The organism is Blastocatellia bacterium, from assembly GCA_035275065.1.
Taxonomy (GTDB): domain Bacteria; phylum Acidobacteriota; class Blastocatellia; order UBA7656; family UBA7656; genus DATENM01.
In genome coordinates this window covers 24,266-43,433 of sequence record DATENM010000158.1, presented here as the reverse complement: position 1 = coordinate 43,433, position 19,168 = coordinate 24,266, and the positions used below count along the sequence as shown (strand labels likewise).

Genomic DNA, 19,168 nt, shown 5'->3' with positions numbered 1-19,168 from the left:
CGCGGCAGCAATCCGGTTTTGTTTTTTGATGTGGAGCAAGCTGTTAGCTTGCGCACTGGCTCGCGCAAGCTAACCGCCTTGCGCCACAATGTTCGTTTGGGATTTTTTCCGCTTTTGCGGTAATCTTTTATTTCAGAAGCCGAGACATACGGAGCGCGAAAACAGGCCGCCAATCTTTTACACGTCACTGGATTATGCCGACAAAGAAGAAACAAAAGGCGCATGTGCGCCTGACCCTAAACAATGAGGAAGTCGAAGTCGCCTTCGCGCCGCATAAGACTTTGCTCGAAGTGCTGCGCGAAGACCTGGCGTTGACCGGCACCAAGCACGGCTGTGAGCTTGGCGAATGCGGCGTCTGCACGGTACTGGTTGACGGTCAGCCTGTGCTCTCTTGCTTGATGCTTGGGTTGGACGCCGAGGGCCGCTCGGTTACGAGCATCGAAGGCATGGCCGAAGGCAACGAGCTACATCCATTGCAGGAAACCTTTGCCGATCTCGGCGCCGCGCAGTGCGGCTATTGCACGCCGGGCTTTCTGTTGACCGCTCAGGAACTGCTCGAAAAGAATCCCAACCCGACGCGGGCCGAGATTCAGGAAGCGCTGTCAGGCAATCTCTGCCGCTGCACCGGCTATATCAAGATTTATGAAGCGGTCGAGCTGGCCGCGGCACGCATGCGCGGCGAGCAGGCCGAAGCGGCTAAGGAAATCATCTATGGCTATGAATAACGGCAACAATGGCAAGCCGCGCAGAGTCATCGGCAAGCCGTTTCGCAAAGTCGATGCGCGGGCCAAGTGCAACGGTCAGACACGCTTCGCCGATGATATTGCTCTGCCGCGCATGCTCTATTGCAAGCTGCTGCGCAGCCCTGTGCCGCACGCGCTCATCAAGCGCATCGACACCAGCCGCGCGCTGAAGCTGCCCGGCGTCGTCGCCGTGATTACCGGGAGCGCTCTGCCGATCCCTTACGGCATCCTGCCCGTCAGCCAGGACGAGCATGCGCTCTGCATCGATAAAGTGCGAATGATCGGCGACCCGGTCGCCGCCATCGCCGCGATTGATGAAGACACCGCGTTCGATGCGATGGATTTGATTGAAGTCGAATACGAACGGCTCAAGACCATCTCGACGATTGAAGAAGGTGTCTATGTTGACGAGCCGCGCATCCACGAATACGGCGACAGCGGTAACATTCACAAGCGGGTGTCGCTCGAATTCGGCGACGTTGAAGAAGGTTTCGCCGAAGCCGATCACGTTCGCGAAGACATTTTCTTTTACGAAGGCAACACTCACCTGCCGCTCGAACAACACGCCGCGGTCGCTCACTTTGATGCCGACCAAAAGCTGACCCTCTGGAGCGCGACGCAGACGCCGCATTACGTTCACCGCGCCCTGGCCAAGGTTCTAGGGCTGCCGGCAGCGCATATTCGCGTCATCGCCACGCCGAACGGCGGCGGCTTCGGCGGCAAGAGCGACCCGTTCAATCACGAAGTCGTCGTCGCCAAGCTGGCGATGATCACGGGCCGCCCGGTTAAAATCACGCTGACGCGCGAAGAAGTCTTCTACTGCCATCGCGGTCGCCACCCGGTTTTGATGTGGGTCAAGACCGGCGTGAAGCGCGACGGCGCGATCACCGCCATGCACTTTCGCACTTATCTTGATGGCGGAGCCTATGGCAGCTACGGCGTTGCCTCGACGTTCTATACCGGGGCGCTGCAAACCGTAACCTACAACGTGCCGCGCTATAAGTTCGAAGGCGTGCGCGTCTTTACCAACAAGCCGCCTTGCGGGCCGAAGCGTGGCCACGGCACGCCGCAACCGCGCTTTGCTCTGGAAGCGCATCTCGACAAGATTGCTGAAGAGATCAGCATCAGCCCTGTGGATATACGCCGCCGTCACCTCGCGCCGGCCTTTTCCGTCACCGCCAACTATCTGCGCATCGGCAGCATGGGCCTGGGCGCGTGCATCGATAAGATCGTCGAAGCGTCCGACTGGCATAACCGGTTTCGTAAGCTGCCTTATGGAAAAGGCGTGGGCTTTGCCTGTAGCTCGTACCTTTGCGGCGCGGGCCTGCCGATCTACTGGAACAACATGCCGCACAGTGGCGTCCAACTGCGGCTCGACCGCCAGGGCGGCGTCTGTGTGCAGTGCGGCTCTACAGACATCGGGCAGGGAAGCGATTCGATACTCGCTTACATCGTCGCCGAAGTGCTCGGCATCGATCCCTTCGACATCCGCGTCGTCACCGCAGACACAGACCTGACGCCGGTTGATCTCGGCAGCTATTCCAGCCGCGTCACGCTGATGACCGGCAACGCGGCGTTGCAGGCGGCCGAGCGCGCCCGCGAGCTGTTGACCATCGCCGTCAGCGAAAAGCTCAATGTGCCGATTGAAAACATCGCCTTCGCCGAGCGCCGCGCCTTTGACGTCGAGAATCCCGAAGTCGGCGTCAGTTTCGCCGAAGCCGTGGTGCTGGCCGAATCGAAGTATGGCACCATCGGCACGGTCGGCTCGTACACGCCGCCGCGCTCACCCGGCAAATTCAAAGGTGCCGGCGTCGGCCCCTCGCCGGCTTACAGTTACTCGGCGGCGGTCGTCGAAGTGGACGTTGATCCTGAAACCGGCATCACGACGGTTGAGCGTTGCTGGATAGCTCACGACATCGGCCAGAGCATCAACCCTGTGCTGGTCATGGGCCAGGTCGAAGGCTCTGTCTACATGGGATTGGGCGAAGCCTTGATGGAAGAGATGACTTATCGCGGCAATCGCAATGTCGTTCACAAGTTCCCTTCGATGCTCGAATACAAGAGCCCGACGACGCTTGAGATGTGCGACGTGAAGACCTACTTGATCGCAGACCCCGATCCTAACGGGCCTTTCGGCGCGAAAGAAGTCGGTCAAGGGCCGCTGCTGCCCGTGCCGCCAGCGGTCGTCAACGCGATCTATGATGCGGTCGGCGTGCGCATAGATGAAGTGCCGGCGACGCCAGAAAAGGTTCTTGCGGCGATCCGCGCTAAACAGCAAGGCAAAGACGGGCGCTTCGGGCCAAAGTCCGTTCCCGAAATCGAGTGGCCTGCGCCGCTGAAAGTGCCGACCCCGGCAGAAGGCGGCGACGGCAAAGAATTGCCGCGCCTCGCCGTGCACGTTAAGGATTGAAGAGAAGGAGCCAGGAGTCAGGAGTCAGAAGTCAGAATAAAAGCAAGGGCGTGAGAGCGCCGACTTCGCTTTCCATTCTGACTTCTGACTCCTGAATACTGAATACTGACTGTTATGATGCGACTTCCGAAATTCAACTACCGCGTCGCGAAGAAGATCGGCGACGCAGTGAAGATGATGGCCGATGCCGGAGGCGATGGAATGTTTGTCGCGGGCGGCACTGACCTTTATCCGAATATGAAACGGCGGCAGCAGACGCCGGGCACGGTTATCTCTGTGACGCGCATTCGCGACCTGCACGAAATCAAAGGTGACGGGCAAACCGGCATGGTCATCGGCGCAAGCGTGACGCTCACCGAACTATGCAATCATCCCATCATCAACCGCGATTATCCGGTGGTGGCCGGTGCGGCGCGGCTGATTTCGACGCCGATTCTGCGCAATATGGGAACGATAGGCGGCAACCTGCTGCTCGACACCCGCTGCAACTATTATGACCAGAATTACGAATGGCGGCGCGGCATCAACTTCTGCATGAAGAAAGACGGCGACATCTGCTGGGTTGCGCCCTCAAGCCCGAAGTGCTGGGCGGTGCAGTCCTCGGACCTCGCGCCGGTGATGGTCGCGCTCGGCGCGAAGCTGCGACTGGTGTCATCGGTGACGGACCGGCTGGTTGATGCGGCGGGGCTCTACAACAATGACGGCATTAATTACCTGCACAAGATGCCCGGCGAGTTAGCTACTGAAATTCATTTGCCGCCGATGAACGGCAAGCGCGCCGTCTACAAGAAGCTGCGGCGGCGCGGCGCGTTCGATTTCCCTGTGCTAGGCGTCGCGGCGGTGCTTGATGTGGATGGCGATGGCACGATTAAAGACGCCCGCTTGATACTCGGCGGCGTTGCGCCCGCGCCGCTTGCTGTCGAAGAAGCCGCCACGCGATTGATCGGCAAGCAGCTAGACCGCGAAGCGATTGCCGCCGCTGCCGAGGCCGCATATCTTAAAGCGCGCCCGCTCGACAATACCGATTTTGTGATGGGCTGGCGCAAGCAGATGGCTCGCCCGTTTGTCATCCGCGCCCTCGAAGAACTGCGCGGCTAGAGCCGTATTCAATCGGGTGTGGCGCAAGCTGTTAGCTTGCGCATTGGCTCGCGCAAGCTAACCGCCTTGCGCCACACAGCAAACATAATTGGACGCTATTCCAACTCGCTGACAGACGGCTCGCCGCTATGGCTCGGGCGAGGAAGCCGCGAGCGGCGTTTCTGTTTTGTTGAGCGTTTCGTTGAGGGATTCGATCAGCGAGGCTTTTTTGCGTGGGATACTGCGCCGCAGGGCTTTCGACAGCCGTTGCGAAGTCGCCATGATATTGCGCGGCACCTCGACCGGAAAGAGCTTGGCCACCAGCCGCTCTTTCTTCTTTTGCAGATGCGCCGCGACCTGAAGCATGCGGCTGCTTTCGAGCAGGTGAGCTTTCAGGAAATCGCGCTCCGATACGATTTCAATAATCTCCTGTTCTAACGATTCCAGGTCGTGCCAGTCGCCGATGCGATCCTGCAAATTGCGCAGCCACACCAACGCCCGCGTCGCATCGCCATAGCCCATATCCGAGATGATCTCAAACAGGTAACGGACGCGCTTGGCGGCAATGCGCAGCTCGTGCAACTCGGCGGCTTCAGTGGCCGGGTGAGATTGCGCCGCCTTCGCTAGAAACTCGGCGACCCGTTGATCCAGGCGGTCAGCGGTGTGTGCCGCCAGTTGAACTTCGTCAATGCTTAAGGTAAAGGCGGCTCCCGGCAATGACTCGTCGGTGTCAGTCGTGCTGAATGCTTTCGCCTGACCATTGCTCGGGGACAACGGTGGTTCCGGTAAGTTCAGACCGATTCTCGCGGCGAGCCGGATGATGCTTTTGTCGAGCAAGTATTCGCGGACTTTGTTGGCCGTGTCGGCGCGGCGCTGTTGCAGCACGGCTCGCACCAGCTCGAATGGCTGGCGATTTCCGGCGCGCTTCGCTTTTGCCTCTTTTTCGAGCAGCATCAAGAAAACATCGTAATTGCGGACGCGCGACAATTCGCGCCGCCAGCGCCGCAGCCGTCTTTTCACCGATGCGATGTCGAGTTGGCCATGTAGCAGATCGAGCGCGGCCTGTGCGCGCCGCGTCGTCACCCGCATCTTATGAATCGCATCCGGGTCCTGGCTCTCCATCAGATTATGATGGTATTGGCGCAAGGCGATGAAATGCGTGTGCAGGATCGCCGACAACGTGCGGCGCGTCTTACCATCGGCTTGAGGGGCTGCGGAGGCTGGCTGATCGGCGGAATTTCCGCCCGTCGTTTCAAGAGTCATTACGGTTTGCATTGATTCTGTTCACTTCGACCGAAACAACTCCCCAAGGTGAGGAGCAGGAATGGGTTCGAAGCGGGCTCGTTTTTTCTATAGCGCAGGTAGCATGCCAAGCAAATAGAGTCTGAAAAATAAAGATTACTACGCGCCACGCCGTCGGGCAATGCGGAATGGCCGACGGACAATCGGCGGCTGCCGCAATCAAGTGCCCGCAAATTGCTTTCATAATCAAGCAGCAAAGGAGGCGCTCTATGGCGAAATCAAAGCGCGCAAATCGTCTCGAAGAACTGGCGGCGCAGATTCGCGTCTGCGTCAAGTGCCCGCTGCACGCCTCGCGAACGAATGCCGTGCCGGGCGATGGCCGCCCGACAGCGAAGCTGATGATTATCGGCGAAGCGCCTGGCAAAGAAGAGGACTTGTCGGGCCATCCGTTCGTCGGCGCGTCGGGCAAATTTCTCAACTCGGTGCTGGAGGGCACAGGCATCGAGCGCGGAGATTTCTTCGTCACCAACACGGTCAAGTGCCGCCCCCCGAAGAACCGAACGCCGAAGAAGCTCGAAGTCGACACCTGCACGTCGAATTATCTTTTCGAGCAGATCGAGCTGATCAATCCGAAACTAATTATGCTGCTGGGCGGCGTGGCCGCCAAGAAGCTGCTTGGCGTCAAGAGTGTCAACGAAGCGCGCGGGCGCGTGATCGAACATGAGGGCCGCCGCTTCATCGTCGGCTATCACCCGGCGGTGCGGTTTTATAGAGAAGAGCTGGCCGAGAAAGTCCGCGAAGACTTTGCCTTGCTCAAGCGCGAGATTCAAAAACTGCAAGGTGAATAGAGCGTGGCAGGGAATAAACCTGGCGGTTCTTTGCATATGCTTTGAGGTAGTTATAATAAAAGCAGCCAGGCATGGAGATTCTCAGGCTCAACATCAACAAGGACGAGCCGCAAGCCACGCTCAAAGAGATTCGCTTGCAGGTGGCGCTCATTGCGGCCATCGCCACGGTCGCGGCCAGCTTGATTGCGCGCTTTGTCTTTGGCGCGCCACTCATCCCTGAGCTGCTGGCCCAGTACTTCTTTTCGGTCGCCCCCATCTGGATGGTCGAACCCGCTGTCGCTCTGCTCGGCCCTTTCGCCAAGCATCTCGCGTTTCTCGCCTGCGTCGTCGTCTATTTGATTGCCCTGACCGCCGCGGGTTTTGGTTCCTTCCAACTCCTGCCATCGCCGCGCACAACGGTTGCGCGCCGTGCCGCGCTCGGCGGCTTTGCGGCGGCCGTATATCTGCTTACCTTGCTCGTCATCATCCCGGTTCTCGGCGGGGGGATTGCGGGTCAATACTTGCGGCAAGGCCCGCTCGTTACCTCGGTGGCGCTGTTGCTGACCCATGCGGTATACGCCGCGTCCTTGATACTCGCGGCTCGCGCTTACCTTGATGGTGATGGAGCCGTGGTAGCGCAAAGCAAGCTGCTCAGTCGTCGCCGGGTCGTGCGCGGCATTGGTTATGCCGGACTGGCCGTCGGGGTTTATGACATCGGGCGGTCACTACTCGGCTCGTGGCTCAACAGCGGTGCAGGCCGTGTGCGAGGCGGCACGGGTGAATTTCCCTCCATCGAAAACCTCGCGCTTGAGGTAACCCCGACCCCGGACTTTTATGTTGTTTCAAAGAACGCCTTCGATCCTGAAGTGGATGCCGCGCGATGGCGGCTTGAGATCAGTGGTCTCGTCGAGACGCCGATGAACCTGACTTACGATGACATCAAAGCGCTTCCGGCGGTCGAGCAGTATGCGACCCTCTGCTGCATCAGCAACGAAGTCGGCGGCGACTTGATCGGCAATGCGCGGTGGCGCGGCGTGCGATTGAAAGAGTTATTGCAAAGGGCAGGTCTGAAGCCGGGCGTCGTGGATATCGCCCTACGCGCCAGTGATGATTATCTCGATTCGATACCGCTTGATCGTGCCATGCAAGAGGGCACGTTACTGGTTTACGAGATGAACGGCGAGCCCTTGACCCCGGCGCACGGCTACCCGCTGCGTCTGCTGGTGCCGGGCATCTATGGAATGAAGAACGTCAAGTGGATCACACGGCTCGAACCGATTGATTATGATCTGAAAGGGTATTGGCAGCGGCGCGGCTGGGACGACCGCGCCGAGTATAAAACCATGTCACGCATTGACGCGCCCGCCCGGACAGTCAAAGGCGAGACGAGCGTCGCCGGCATTGCCTTCGCCGGCGACCGCGGTATCAGCAAAATCGAAGTCTCGACCGATGGCGGCGCGACCTGGGAGGCCGCCGAAATCAAGCCCGCTTTGTCGTCTTTTTCCTGGGTTTTGTGGCAAAAACGGTGGACGCCGCAGCAATCAAGCAAGCACCGCCTGGTAGTTCGCGCCACGGATGGGCGCGGCAACTTGCAGACCTCGCAATACGCGCCGCCAGAGCCGTCGGGCTCTTCGGGTTACGATGCGAAGACCGTCGCCAGCGAATAGGCCATCACGCTGACATCAACCGACGATCTCGAAGAGCGCATCGAGCGGGCGGTGATGGAAGACGCGCGGCGCATTCTCAAGCACTTCCTCAAGCGTCGTCACGCCGCGCAAGGCCTTGACCATGCCATCCTCCTGCATCGTACAGAGCGCACACATGTCGAGGCTGATCTGACGAATCTCCTGCATCGTCCGCTTCAGCAGAATGGCGTCGCGGATGTCGGCATTTGGCACCAACAGCTCATAGATGCCGAGCCGCCCGCGATAGCCTGTAAAGTTACAGGCCGAGCAGCCTTTGCCGCGCATCAGCTCGAACCCCTTCATTTGCTCGCGCCGCAAACCGAAGCGCCGCAGCACGCGATCTTCCGGCTCATAACGCATTCGACATTGCGCGCAAACCTTCCGCACCAGGCGTTGCGCGAGGATTGCGCCGATGGTCGAAGCGATCAGCGAAGTCTCAATCTCCATGTTGATCAGACGGACGAGCGCGCCGACCGAGTCTTCCGTGTGGAACGTCGCAAAAACTTTATGCCCCGTTAACGCTGATTGCACCGCAACGTCTGCCGAAAAACGGTCGCGAATTTCGCCGATCACAATGATATCCGGGTCCTGGCGTACGATGGAGCGCAACGTTTCGTTAAACGTCAGGCCAATCTTTTCGTTGATCGAACATTGCGAGATGCCGTCAATGACATACTCCACGGGGTCTTCGCAGGTGATAATCTTCACCGTTGGGTCATTGCAGTGATCGATTGAGCTGTAGAGCGTCGTCGTCTTTCCGGACCCGGTCGGCCCGGTAATCAAGGTGATGCCTGAAGGCGATGCCAGCACGTCTTCGCTATAGAGGCGCAGGATGTTCGGCGCGAATCCCAGCTCAAGCAAGCTGATGAGCGAGGCCTTGTTGAGGATTCTCAAGACGACATTTTCGCCGAAGACGGTGGCATAGAAAGAGACGCGGATATCGATCTCCTGCTTTTCGGTTTTAACGAAGATGCGGCCATCCTGATGCTTGCGGCGCTCGGCGACGTCGGCGTCGGCGAGAATCTTGATGCGCGAGATGATGCGCGGCGTATAGTCGCGCGGGAAATCCATCTTGTGAACCAGCACGCCGTCAATGCGATAGCGCACGCGGAGTTTATTGGCCATCGGTTCAAGGTGAACGTCGGATGCGCCTTCCTCAATGGCCGAGCGGATCAGTTGATCCACCATCTGCACGACGCGGTCGTCGTTGGTTTGCGGCTGGGTTTCAAGGGTGTGGTACTTGACTTTGTTGTAATCGCTGATGCCGGCGTCTTTGCCCTGCAACAGGGCTTCGAGCAGGTCAAGCGTCTTTAAAATGACGGAGCTGGTCGCAAGGTGTAGCTTGACGCGGGTGTTGAAGGTCCGCGTGACCTCTTCAATGAAAGGGGTCGCCGTCGGGTCGCTGACCAGCAAGTGGATAAAGCCCTCACTGATGCAGACGGGCAGGCCGACTTGCCGGCGCAGGTACTTGTGCGACATCCGCCGGACTAGCTCAATGTCTATCTGGCTAATGTCGGGCTCTAACAGCGGCAGGGCGAATTTTTCACCCAGCGCCTCGACGAGGTGGCGTTCCTCGATGAGGCCCATTTCGATGAGGATTTCGCCTAACCGTTTGCCTTTCGGGCTGCTCTTGCGCTGGACCTCGCGCGCCGCCATCACATCCTGTTGGGTGACCAGCCGGCGAGCCATGAGAATGTCGCCGATGCTAAGGCTACTGCGGTGGCGGCGGATGAAATCATCCAGGCGAGTCTCGCTCACCCAGTTCATTTCAAGCAGCACGTCACTCAAGGACTTCTGCCCGGACAGTTGTTCCTGGATGCGCCGCGCCCGCGACAACTGATCCTTGGTAACCAGCCCTTCGTTGATCAGTGCGGATTCGATGCCGTTATCGAGTGAGAATTGAAGCATATGCCGATTTTGGATTTCCGATTTTGGATTTTGGATTCATCGGCGGCCATCTCCGCCAGTGAAGCCAGGTCCAACAACAAACAGGGGCGCGACGGGGACAGATGGGGCGGGGTTCTAAATTATGGCGGGTCCCACGTCCGGCAATCTAAAATCCAAAATCGCCGGCGCGAAGCGCCAAGCCATGAAAATCTAAAATTGAAATGTCTGCGGTGAAATGATAAATGATGGACTGCAATAAATCAGCAGTAATCTTCGAGGTCATTTTGAAAGCGATTGTTTTTGCGGTTCTCTTCAGCCTGACAGCGCCTGCGACGGTTATGCAAAAGAACGAACGACCCCGCGCCCGCGATGTCGGCCTGCGCATCGGTGTCCTGCCGACAGGGCCGCTCAACGCCATAACTGATGTGGCCGGCGTCACGGTCGGACAAACGACCGTCAGCCGCGGTGACAACATCCGCACTGGCGTCACCGCGATTCTGCCGCACGGCGGGAACCTCTTCCGCGAAAAGGTTCCGGGCGCCGTCTTCATCGGCAACGCTTTCGGCAAGCTTGCGGGCTCGACACAGGTGAACGAGCTTGGCGAAATCGAGACTCCCATCCTGTTGACCTCAACCTTGAACGTGCCGCGCGTTGCTGACGCGGTCATCGATTACATGCTGGCGTTGCCGGGCAACGAAGATGTGCAATCGATCAACCCCCTTGTCGGCGAAACCAACGACGGTTACTTGAACGACATTCGCTCTCGCCCGGTGACGCGCGATGACGTAGTGAGCGCAATTAAAAATGCGAAGGGTGGCGCGGTTGACGAAGGCGCAGTCGGCGCCGGTACGGGAACGGTGGCGTTTGGATGGAAAGGCGGCATCGGCACCGCTTCGCGTCGGTTGCCGGCACAGCTCGGCGGCTACACCGTTGGCGTGCTCGTGCAATCGAACTTCGGCGGTGTGCTGACGATTGGCGGCGCTCCCGTGGGCCGCGAGCTGGGCCGATACTACCTCAAAGACCAGCTCGAAGGCCCGTCGAATAATAAGCGGCTTGCCTCTGATGCGGAGGTTTCGGCGGACAGGGCCGATGGCTCGATAATGATTGTCATTGCGACGGACGCACCCGTAGATCATCGCAATCTGAAACGGCTTGCAGCGCGTTCGATGATGGGGGTGGCGCGCACGGGCTCGTCCGGCTCAAACGGCAGCGGCGATTATGCCATCGCTTTTTCGGTCGCGTCCGAACTGCGCGTCAAACCGATAACGGGCTCGCTACGTGACCAGAGACTCCTCGCTAACGACGCGCTCTCGCCGCTTTTTGAAGCGGTTATCGAAGCCGCCGAAGAAGCCATCATCAACTCGCTGTTTCGCGCCACGACGACAAGCGGGCGCGGCCACACGGTTGAGGCGCTGCCGCTTGACCGCACCATCGAGGTGCTTCGGCGATACAACCTGATCCGTTGATTGGTTCAGATTGCGTCGGTCGAAATTGTGCTTCGCTACTCGGAACGTGGTATAAACAATTCGTCTCAGGAAAGGAATTCTATGCTCGCTTCACGTCCGCATCTAAACCGTCGCCTGGCTCTTTTCAGACAGGCGGCACTGATCAGCCTTCTCCTCGGCTTCTTATTATTCAACTTGCCAACGGCGGATGCCTTCAAGCCGCCGGCGCAAAACACGCCGCCGCCGCTGGAAAGCGGCAAGTTCCGTCTCCATAAATTTCAACAGGCGATTGGCGAAGAAAGCTATGAAGTCACCCGCGACGGCGATGCGCTGGTAACCAAAAGCGAGTTCAAGTTCACGGATCGCGGCTCCCCTGTGCCGCTACAGGCAACGCTGCGCACACGGCAAGACCTGACGCCGCTGGCCTACGAAATCAAAGGCAAGACATCGCGGCTCTCCGACATTGACACGACGGTCGAAGTCACCGGCAGCACGGCGAAGATCCGCGAAGGCAATCAGACGCGCGAAGCGGAGGCGACCGGCCACTACTTTACGATTAGCGGCTATGCGCCGGTTGCCGTGCAGATGATGATGGTTCGCTACTGGGCGACCACGGGCGGCAAGGGCGCGCTTAAGACGCTGCCGGGCGGTGAAGTCACGATTCAGTTTCGCGGCAAGGACATGATTGAAGCAGACGGCAAGCGCGTTGAGCTGGACCGTTACAGCATCGGCGGCGTCATCTGGGGCCGCGAATCATTGTGGTTCGATGCCGCCAGAAACCTGATCGCCACCGTTTGTGTTGATGCCGAGTTCGATCACTTCGAGGCGATCCGCGAAGGCTACGAAGCGGCGCTGCCGGTCTTCGTCAAGAAAGCGGCTGAAGATGGCATGGCCGGGCTCTCGACCCTGGCCACGCGCTTTGGCCTGAAGCGCCGGGGCGGCTTCGCCTTCACCGGCGCGACCTTGATTGATGGCACAGGAGCGGCTCCTGTGGCCGATTCCGTGGTGGTCGTCGAAGGCGAGCGCATCATCGCTGCCGGGCCGCGTGGCAAAGTTAAGATACCGCCGAAGGCGACGGTCATCGATGTGCGGGGCAAGACGATGCTGCCCGGCCTCTGGGATATGCACGCGCATTACGAGCAGGTCGAGTGGGGGCCGATCTACCTGGCGGCGGGCGTGACGACCGTGCGCGATGTCGGCAACGAGTTTGAGTTCATCACCGCTGTGCGCGACGCCATTTATTGGGGCCGTGGGCTCGGGCCGCGAATGTTGCTCGCGGGGATTGTGGACGGCGACAGCCGCTCGGCGCTCGGTGTCATTCGTGTGAATACGCCCGAACAGGCGCGCGAAGTCGTGACCCGCTATAAAAACGCGCGCTTCAATCAGATTAAAATTTATAGCTCGATCAAGCTCGACGTCTTGAAAGCTATTTGTGATGAAGCTCACAGGCAAGGCTTGACGGTCACCGGCCATGTGCCAAACGGCATCAACGCCGTGCAGGCCGTCGAAGCCGGCATGGATCAAATCAATCACATCCAATACCTGACGCCTGTGCTGCGGGCCAAAGACCAGAAGCCGGGGACGCCGATTAACTTCGACTCGCCAGAGGCGCAAAAGACGCTGCAATTCTTTAAGGATCATCACACGGTTGTAGACCCGACGATGGCGCTGATGGAGCTGATCCTCCACCCTGCGAACGTGCCGGTGGCGACCTTCGAGCCGGGCATCGCCCGTGTGGCCCCGGAACTGGCCGGGCCGCTAAACAACACGGGACAGCCGCCCGCGGCTGCCGAGCAGGCAAAGGCGACCTACGAGACGTGGCTTGCGACCATCGGCGCGCTGCACCGCGCCGGTATTCCAATCATCGCCGGCACAGATCAGGCAGTACCCGGCCACAGCCTGCACCGCGAGATCGAGCTTTATGTCAAAGCCGGCTTCACGCCAATGGAAGCGATTCAGGCAGCAACCATAGTCCCGGCGCGCTTGATGAAGATGGACAATGATGTCGGCACCGTCGAAGCCGGCAAACGCGCCGACATGATTCTTATTGAAGGCGACCCGCTGCAATCCATCAGCAACATTCGCAACGTAAGGTGGGTGGTCGCCGCCGGGCGTGTCTTTAATCCGGCTGACTTGTGGACGAGTGTCGGGTTCAAACCATAAGTGAAATGTAGCGCCAGGCGGTTAGCTTGCGCCGAGTGTTGCGCAAGCTAACCGCCTGGCGCTACGTCAGAATCAATATGACCAGCGCATCAACAAAAGAACAACCTGAGCTAACGCGACAGGATTCGCCCCAGGCGGCGAAGCCCAGGGGCAAGCGCTCGAAAATCAAATGGGTGGTGGCGGCCATCATCGCGCTCGTTATCGCTTATAGCCTGTTCGATCTCTATGGGCCGCGCTCGACTAAGCTGCGCCGTTTCGACGCCGACGAAGTGGCGCGACTTGAGACGGCAATGTGGCGGTCATATTACGACCGCAAGCAGGTGAAGCTTTTCAACGAGCTGTCCGAGTTGCTGCGAACACAGTACAACCTGCCTTACATTCGCTCGAACGCCGTCGCGTATCAGGCTGCCAGAGCCGCTTTCGTGTTCAAGGACGGGCACAACCGCGCAGAGTATGAGCGCGCCCTGCCTTACCTGGTGAAGTTCTATCAACGCATCCGCGAAGTGGGTGACATCTCGTTCGATGTAGATCGCGCTGCGCGGCTAGAGCTGGAATGGTGGATCATCCACCGCGAGCGCCAGCAGCGCGCGCCGGGTGACCTGGCGCGCTCGCTCGCCGAATTGCCCGCCGAGATTTACCAGATGCCCGCTGAACGATTCATGGAACATGGGCGATTGCGCGCCGAAGCCATGACGATCCGCGACGACAAGGCGGCGTCGGGCGGCGTCACAGAGGCCGACTGGTCGAAGATTGATGAGTTGCTCCATGCGTCATGGCGCTCGCTCTACGAGGCGGTGAATCAACCATGAGCCTGGCTTTTGACCTGATCACCTTTGATTGTTACGGCACCCTGATCGATTGGGAGAAGGGAATCAGCCGCGCCTTCCAACGTGAAGCGAAAAGGAATGGCAGGGCGCTTGACGCCGCGACGATCATCGCGGCCTATCACGCGGAAGAGCCGGCGGTCGAATCCGAAGCCTTCCGCCCATACCGTGACGTGCTGAACCGGACTGCACAGCGGGTCGCGTCGCGGCTGGGGTTGCCGATTGCGCCTGAGCGCGCCGGGTTTCTCGCTGAGAGCTTGCCGACATGGCCGCCGTTTGCAGACACGAACGCGGCGCTTGAGCGACTGGTGAAACGTTTTCGGCTGGGGATTCTATCGAACGTGGACGACGACTTGCTGACGGCGACGCGGAAACATTTTACTGTGCGCTTTGATTTGATAGTCACCGCTGAACAGGTCGGCTCTTATAAGCCATCGCATGGCCATTTCATCGAGGCCCGGTGGCGCGCTGGCGAAGCGCGTTGGCTACACGCCGCGCAAAGTTATTTTCACGACGTGCTGCCGGCGAGCGCTCTCGACATTCCCGTCGCCTGGGTGAATCGCAAAGGTGAGCAGCCGGACCATGGCGGGCCGCTGCCGACGATTGAGGTTAGCAATCTTACCGAGCTTGCGGATCGCCTCGGCGTATAGCTAAACCCTCAATTGCCGCCGGCGGCTTCTCGGATCGCGGCGATCACTTCATCGTCGTCGGGGCGGAAGATTGGCAGCACGGACTTGCGGTAACGAATGACGCCCTGCGGATCGATGACGAAGACGGCGCGCTGCGAGCCGCCGAGCAGCGATTTCACCTCGTAGAGCTTTGTGACCTCGCCGCGCTCGTCGGCAAGCAAGGTCTGTGGCAGACCGTGATGCTTGGCAAACTCTTTGTGCGATTCGACGCTGCCGACCGAGATGGCGGCAACCTCGGCGCCCGTCGTTTGATAATCCGTCCAGCGGTCGCGCATGCTGCACATCTGCTTGGTGCAGACTGGCGTTTCGTCTTTCGGGTAAAAGATCAAGGCCACGACCTGACCACGATGATCCTCCAACCGCCACGTTTGATCATTGCCATCAGGGAGTGTGAAATCCGGCGCCGTATCGCCTACACGGCTGCCCCGGTTGGGTTGATTGCCTGCTGCGCTCATCGTTGATTCACCCCTTCTGCCTTCAGCGTTGCTTCGTCTTTTGGTTGAACAGCGGGAACCGTGTGCCGGCCCCAAGGTCGCGAATCTCGCCGCGGGTGCGCTCGATCAACTTTCGTTTAATGGTGGCGCGCAAGCGGTCGCTGCGACCCACGGCGAAATGTTCGACCAGTAACAGCATCCGCTGCCAGCTCGATTCCAGCTCGTCGGCGAGCCGTGAAATCTGCGTGATGTCATAGGGGACGGCGATGACTTCGCAGCCGACGCGAGCGAAGATGGCCAAGTAGCGCGCCGTCGCCAGGTCCGGGCAGAGCAGCCGGCGATTGCCGATCTTTAACTCGATGCCCAGTAGCGTATGCAGGACTTCGACCTCTGCCTTCTTGATCGAGGCTTTAAGCTCATACTGCCGCGTCCGTTGCGACAGCACTCGGCTTTGGTAGATTGCCGTGATCGACTGGTCTTTGAGCTGGCGGGAAATCTCGGCGACGATATCTTCGGCTTTGACAGCGCGAGCAGAGCGGGCGGCGCGGCCGGTGAGCGATTCGACCTTGTCGGTGTTCGATCCCATAGGCTCAGCGCTTCGCTGTGCTGACCTGCGAGCGTGCTTTGTCGAGCGTCGTCAACACGCGACCCGGCAGCACGCCCAGGTAAAGCGTGCCGAGGATGGCCAGCACAAGGGCGGCCACTACTGAGCGCGAAACGCGCGGCTTCACGTACCCGGTTGCGGGCTCGGCAAAGAACATGGCAACAACCACACGCAAGTAGTAGTACCATGAAATCGCGCTGTTAACGACGCCGACGATCACTACCCAGTGCAGCAGCGAGTTGTTGGTCTGCGAGCCTGCGGCCCACGCGGCTTTGAAGACCAGCAGCTTCGACATGAAGCCCCCCGTTAAAGGAATGCCCGCAAGACTGAGCAGGAATAACGAGAGCGCCGTCGCCAGGCCGAGCGATTGAAAGCCGATGCCCTGGTAGTCGGCAATCTCTGTGCGCCGGTCGCCGCGCCGCGCAATCACTTCGATGATGGCGAAAGCGCCGAGGTTGATGATGACGTAAGAAAGCATGTAAAACGCCACGCTCGTCCAGTCCAGCGCGATCATGCCGACCAGCGCATAGCCGGCGTGGGCGATGGATGAGTAAGCCAACATTCGCTTGATGTTGCTCTGCACAATCGCCACCAGATTGCCAATGGTCATCGTCATGATCGCCATCACCGCTAACGCATTCACCCAGGCGTGTTGCAGGTTGGCGAGCGGCCCGGCGGCGGCGATGAACGGCGTTGCCGCAAAGGTCAGCACAAAGACGCGTGTGAAGGAAGCGAAGGCGGCGGCTTTCGAGCCCGTCGACAGGAAAGCGGTCACCGGCGTCGGCGCGCCTTCGTAAACGTCAGGCGACCAGACATGGAACGGTGCCGTGGCGACTTTGAATCCAAAGCCGACAATCATCATCGCCGCGCCGGCTAGTAACATCTCAGTCGAGAAGATGTGGCCCGAGGCGATGCGCTCTTTGATGATCTGCAAATTCGTCGTCGCTACGGGCGTTGCGCCCGCCTGGTAGGTCGCTCCATAAACGAAGGCGATGCCGAACAGCAGGAAGGCCGTCGAAAACGAGCCGAGGATGAAATACTTGACCGCCGATTCGTTCGAGCGCAGGTCGCGGCGACGATAGCCGCAGAGGACGTAGGTAGAGATTGAAGTAATCTCAAGGCCGAGGAAGATCATCACCAGGTCGTTAGCCGCGGACATGAACAGCATGCCGGTCGTCGCGAACAACAACAGCGCGAAGTATTCGCCGACCGCCAGCTCTTCTTCCTTCACCCAGCGCATCGAGATCAGCACCGTCAACACGGCGACGATCAAAAAGACAAAGGCAAAAATCAGCCGGAAGTGATCCGTGATGATCATGCCCGAATAAGACGTCTCGCCGTTGTGCTTCCACAGCGTCGCCGCCGCGACCCCCGCGCCAATCAGGCCGACGAGCGAGAGCGCCCCGGCAATGCGGCGCTCGATGTTCCGCGAGATGGCGTCCACCATCATGATGATGAAGGCGACCACCGCGATGATGGTTTCCGGCAAGACGGCTTGAAGGTTGATTCCCAGGTCGTTCGGTTGCATCTATCTTTCTTCTGGTTGCTTGGTTGCGCCGGCGCGGGGTGTGGCCGCTGCCGCCGGGTTATACGGCGCGCTGATGTCTTGCACCGCCTGTTTGCTGCGCGCCAGGAAAAGGTTCGGATAAATCCCCATCACGAAGATCAGGAGGATCATCGGCGCCAGCACGACCTTTTCGCGGAGGTCCAGGTCCGCGAGCTTTAGATTCGCAGGGTTCGTTACCTTGCCATAGATTACCCGCTGGTACATCCACAGCATATAGACCGCCGACAGGATCATGCCGACCGCCGCGATTGACGCATAGAGCTTCGCCTGCGGCAGCACGGTCGAGGTATAGGTGCCGATCAGGATCAGGAATTCGCCGACGAAGCCATTCAGCAGTGGCAAGGCGATGCTCGACAACGTGACGACGAGAAACAGCGTTGAATAGACCGGCATGACGTTGGCCAGCCCGCCGAATTCGGCGATCATTCGCGTGTGGCGGCGGTCATAGATCATGCCTACGATGACGAACAGCGCGCCGGTCGAGATGCCATGATTGAGCATCTGGTAGAGCGCGCCCTGCATGCCTTTATCCGTGAACGAAAAAATACCGAGCACGACGAAGCCAAGATGGCTGACCGATGAATAAGCCACCAGCTTCTTCAGGTCAGGCTGCACCATCGCGACCAGCGCCCCATAGATAATGCCGATGACGGCCAGGAAGCAGATGAACGGCGCCCACTCGCGCGCCGCGTCGGGGAATAAGGGCAGGTTGAAGCGCATCAAACCATAGGTGCCCATCTTCAGCAGCACGCCGGCCAGAATGACAGAGCCCGCGGTCGGCGCTTCGACGTGCGCGTCGGGCAGCCAGGTATGAAAAGGGAAGAGCGGCACTTTGATAAAGAACGCCAGGCCGAATGCCCAGAACATCCATGACTGTGTCGCCGGGGTTAGACTCAATGCACTCGTACGAACGGCATCGGTGATCGTCGGAATGTCAAAGGTGAAATTGCCGGTCGCCTGCCCGTGCGCGTAGTAGACGGCGATGATGCCTGCCAGCATTAACAGTGAGCCGACGACCGTATAGATGACGAACTTGACGGCGGCATAGATGCGCCGTTCACCGCCCCAGATGCCGATCAGCAGATACATCGGCACCAGCATCACTTCCCAGTAGAGGTAAAAGAGGAAGAGGTCATTCGCCACGAAGACGCCGATCATGCCGGTTTCGAGCGCCAGCATCGAGATCAGGAATTCGCGCTGCCGTTTGTGAATAGAGTTCCACGAAGACAACAGCGCCAGCGGCACCAGCAGCGTCGTCAGCAAGACGAGCCAGAGGCTCAAGCCGTCAACGCCGACGTGGTAGTGGATGCCCAGTTTGAACGCGGTGATCCATTCGACGTCGGTCTTGAATTGCTCGCCGCCGCCCGCCTGGAAACGAATCGCCAGCGACAGCGACAGAATAAACGTGGCAAGCGAAAAGACCAGCGCCGTCCACTTTAGATCGTTCTCGGTTGTCTTTTCGCCGCGCCCGATCACGGCCAGGTAGATCGCCCCGACCAGGGGCAGCAGCGTGACGATGGTGACGATGTATTCGGCCATGCTTAATCTTCAAAGGGCGACGTGCCTTGGCC

15 protein-coding genes are annotated in these 19,168 nt (G+C 59.4%); 9 read left to right on the top strand and 6 right to left on the bottom strand.

Going from position 1 to position 19,168, the window contains the following annotated elements:
* The first annotated feature begins 194 nt into the window (after nt 1-194).
* From VJ464_29550 to VJ464_29540, 3 genes are all read left to right on the top strand, one after another.
* Nucleotides 195-725, top strand: coding sequence for a (2Fe-2S)-binding protein (locus VJ464_29550; protein HKQ09305.1), 531 nt, complete (start codon nt 195-197; stop codon nt 723-725).
* Nucleotides 712-3,153 (top strand): molybdopterin cofactor-binding domain-containing protein, encoded by a 2,442-nt coding sequence (locus tag VJ464_29545; GenBank protein ID HKQ09304.1) that lies wholly within the window; start codon nt 712-714, stop codon nt 3,151-3,153. The genes VJ464_29550 and VJ464_29545 overlap by 14 nt, the downstream gene beginning before the upstream one ends.
* Before the next feature lie 114 nt (nt 3,154-3,267).
* Nucleotides 3,268-4,251: an FAD binding domain-containing protein gene (locus tag VJ464_29540; GenBank protein HKQ09303.1), complete on the top strand. Its 984-nt coding sequence runs from the start codon at nt 3,268-3,270 to the stop codon at nt 4,249-4,251.
* A gap of 126 nt (nt 4,252-4,377) precedes the next feature.
* Here VJ464_29540 and VJ464_29535 read toward each other — a convergent pair whose 3' ends face one another.
* Nucleotides 4,378-5,505 carry a CHAD domain-containing protein gene (locus VJ464_29535; GenBank protein HKQ09302.1) on the bottom strand — a complete coding sequence of 376 codons (1,128 nt, stop codon included), beginning with the start codon at nt 5,503-5,505 and terminating at the stop codon, nt 4,378-4,380.
* Nucleotides 5,506-5,741: 236 nt separating this feature from the next.
* On the opposite strand from VJ464_29535, the gene VJ464_29530 reads away from it, so the two are divergent.
* Complete coding sequence (locus VJ464_29530; GenBank protein HKQ09301.1) at nt 5,742-6,320, top strand: uracil-DNA glycosylase; 579 nt, start codon at nt 5,742-5,744, stop codon at nt 6,318-6,320.
* Nucleotides 6,321-6,391: 71 nt separating this feature from the next.
* On the top strand, nt 6,392-7,966 hold the full coding sequence (locus VJ464_29525) for a molybdopterin-dependent oxidoreductase (GenBank protein HKQ09300.1): 1,575 nt from the start codon (nt 6,392-6,394) through the stop codon (nt 7,964-7,966).
* Between the two features lie 15 nt (nt 7,967-7,981).
* Here the strand turns inward: VJ464_29525 and VJ464_29520 are convergent, their stop codons facing one another.
* Nucleotides 7,982-9,892 (bottom strand): GspE/PulE family protein, encoded by a 1,911-nt coding sequence (locus VJ464_29520; GenBank protein ID HKQ09299.1) that lies wholly within the window; start codon nt 9,890-9,892, stop codon nt 7,982-7,984.
* A 317-nt stretch (nt 9,893-10,209) separates the two neighbouring features.
* Here VJ464_29520 and VJ464_29515 point away from each other — a divergent pair, with 317 nt between their 5' ends.
* From VJ464_29515 to VJ464_29500, 4 genes are all read left to right on the top strand, one after another.
* The gene (locus VJ464_29515) at nt 10,210-11,337 is read left to right on the top strand and encodes a P1 family peptidase (protein ID HKQ09298.1); all 1,128 of its coding nucleotides are present in this window, start codon (nt 10,210-10,212) and stop codon (nt 11,335-11,337) included.
* A gap of 81 nt (nt 11,338-11,418) precedes the next feature.
* Nucleotides 11,419-13,479 (top strand): amidohydrolase family protein, encoded by a 2,061-nt coding sequence (locus VJ464_29510; protein ID HKQ09297.1) that lies wholly within the window; start codon nt 11,419-11,421, stop codon nt 13,477-13,479.
* A 77-nt stretch (nt 13,480-13,556) separates the two neighbouring features.
* Nucleotides 13,557-14,288 carry a hypothetical protein gene (locus tag VJ464_29505; GenBank protein HKQ09296.1) on the top strand — a complete coding sequence of 244 codons (732 nt, stop codon included), beginning with the start codon at nt 13,557-13,559 and terminating at the stop codon, nt 14,286-14,288.
* Nucleotides 14,285-14,953, top strand: a complete 669-nt coding sequence (locus VJ464_29500; protein ID HKQ09295.1) for an HAD family hydrolase — start codon at nt 14,285-14,287, stop codon at nt 14,951-14,953. Before VJ464_29505 ends, VJ464_29500 begins: the two co-directional genes overlap by 4 nt.
* A gap of 8 nt (nt 14,954-14,961) precedes the next feature.
* On the opposite strand, the gene VJ464_29495 is transcribed toward VJ464_29500, so the two are convergent.
* The 4 genes from VJ464_29495 to VJ464_29480 are packed head-to-tail and all read right to left on the bottom strand — an operon-like array spanning nt 14,962 to nt 19,136.
* Nucleotides 14,962-15,447, bottom strand: coding sequence for a peroxiredoxin (locus VJ464_29495; protein HKQ09294.1), 486 nt, complete (start codon nt 15,445-15,447; stop codon nt 14,962-14,964).
* Between the two features lie 22 nt (nt 15,448-15,469).
* On the bottom strand, nt 15,470-16,012 hold the full coding sequence (locus VJ464_29490; GenBank protein ID HKQ09293.1) for a hypothetical protein: 543 nt from the start codon (nt 16,010-16,012) through the stop codon (nt 15,470-15,472).
* Nucleotides 16,013-16,016: 4 nt separating this feature from the next.
* Nucleotides 16,017-17,558: an NADH-quinone oxidoreductase subunit N gene (locus VJ464_29485; GenBank protein HKQ09292.1), complete on the bottom strand. Its 1,542-nt coding sequence runs from the start codon at nt 17,556-17,558 to the stop codon at nt 16,017-16,019.
* On the bottom strand, nt 17,559-19,136 hold the full coding sequence (locus VJ464_29480) for an NADH-quinone oxidoreductase subunit M (GenBank protein ID HKQ09291.1): 1,578 nt from the start codon (nt 19,134-19,136) through the stop codon (nt 17,559-17,561).
* Between the last annotated feature and the right edge of the window lie 32 nt (nt 19,137-19,168).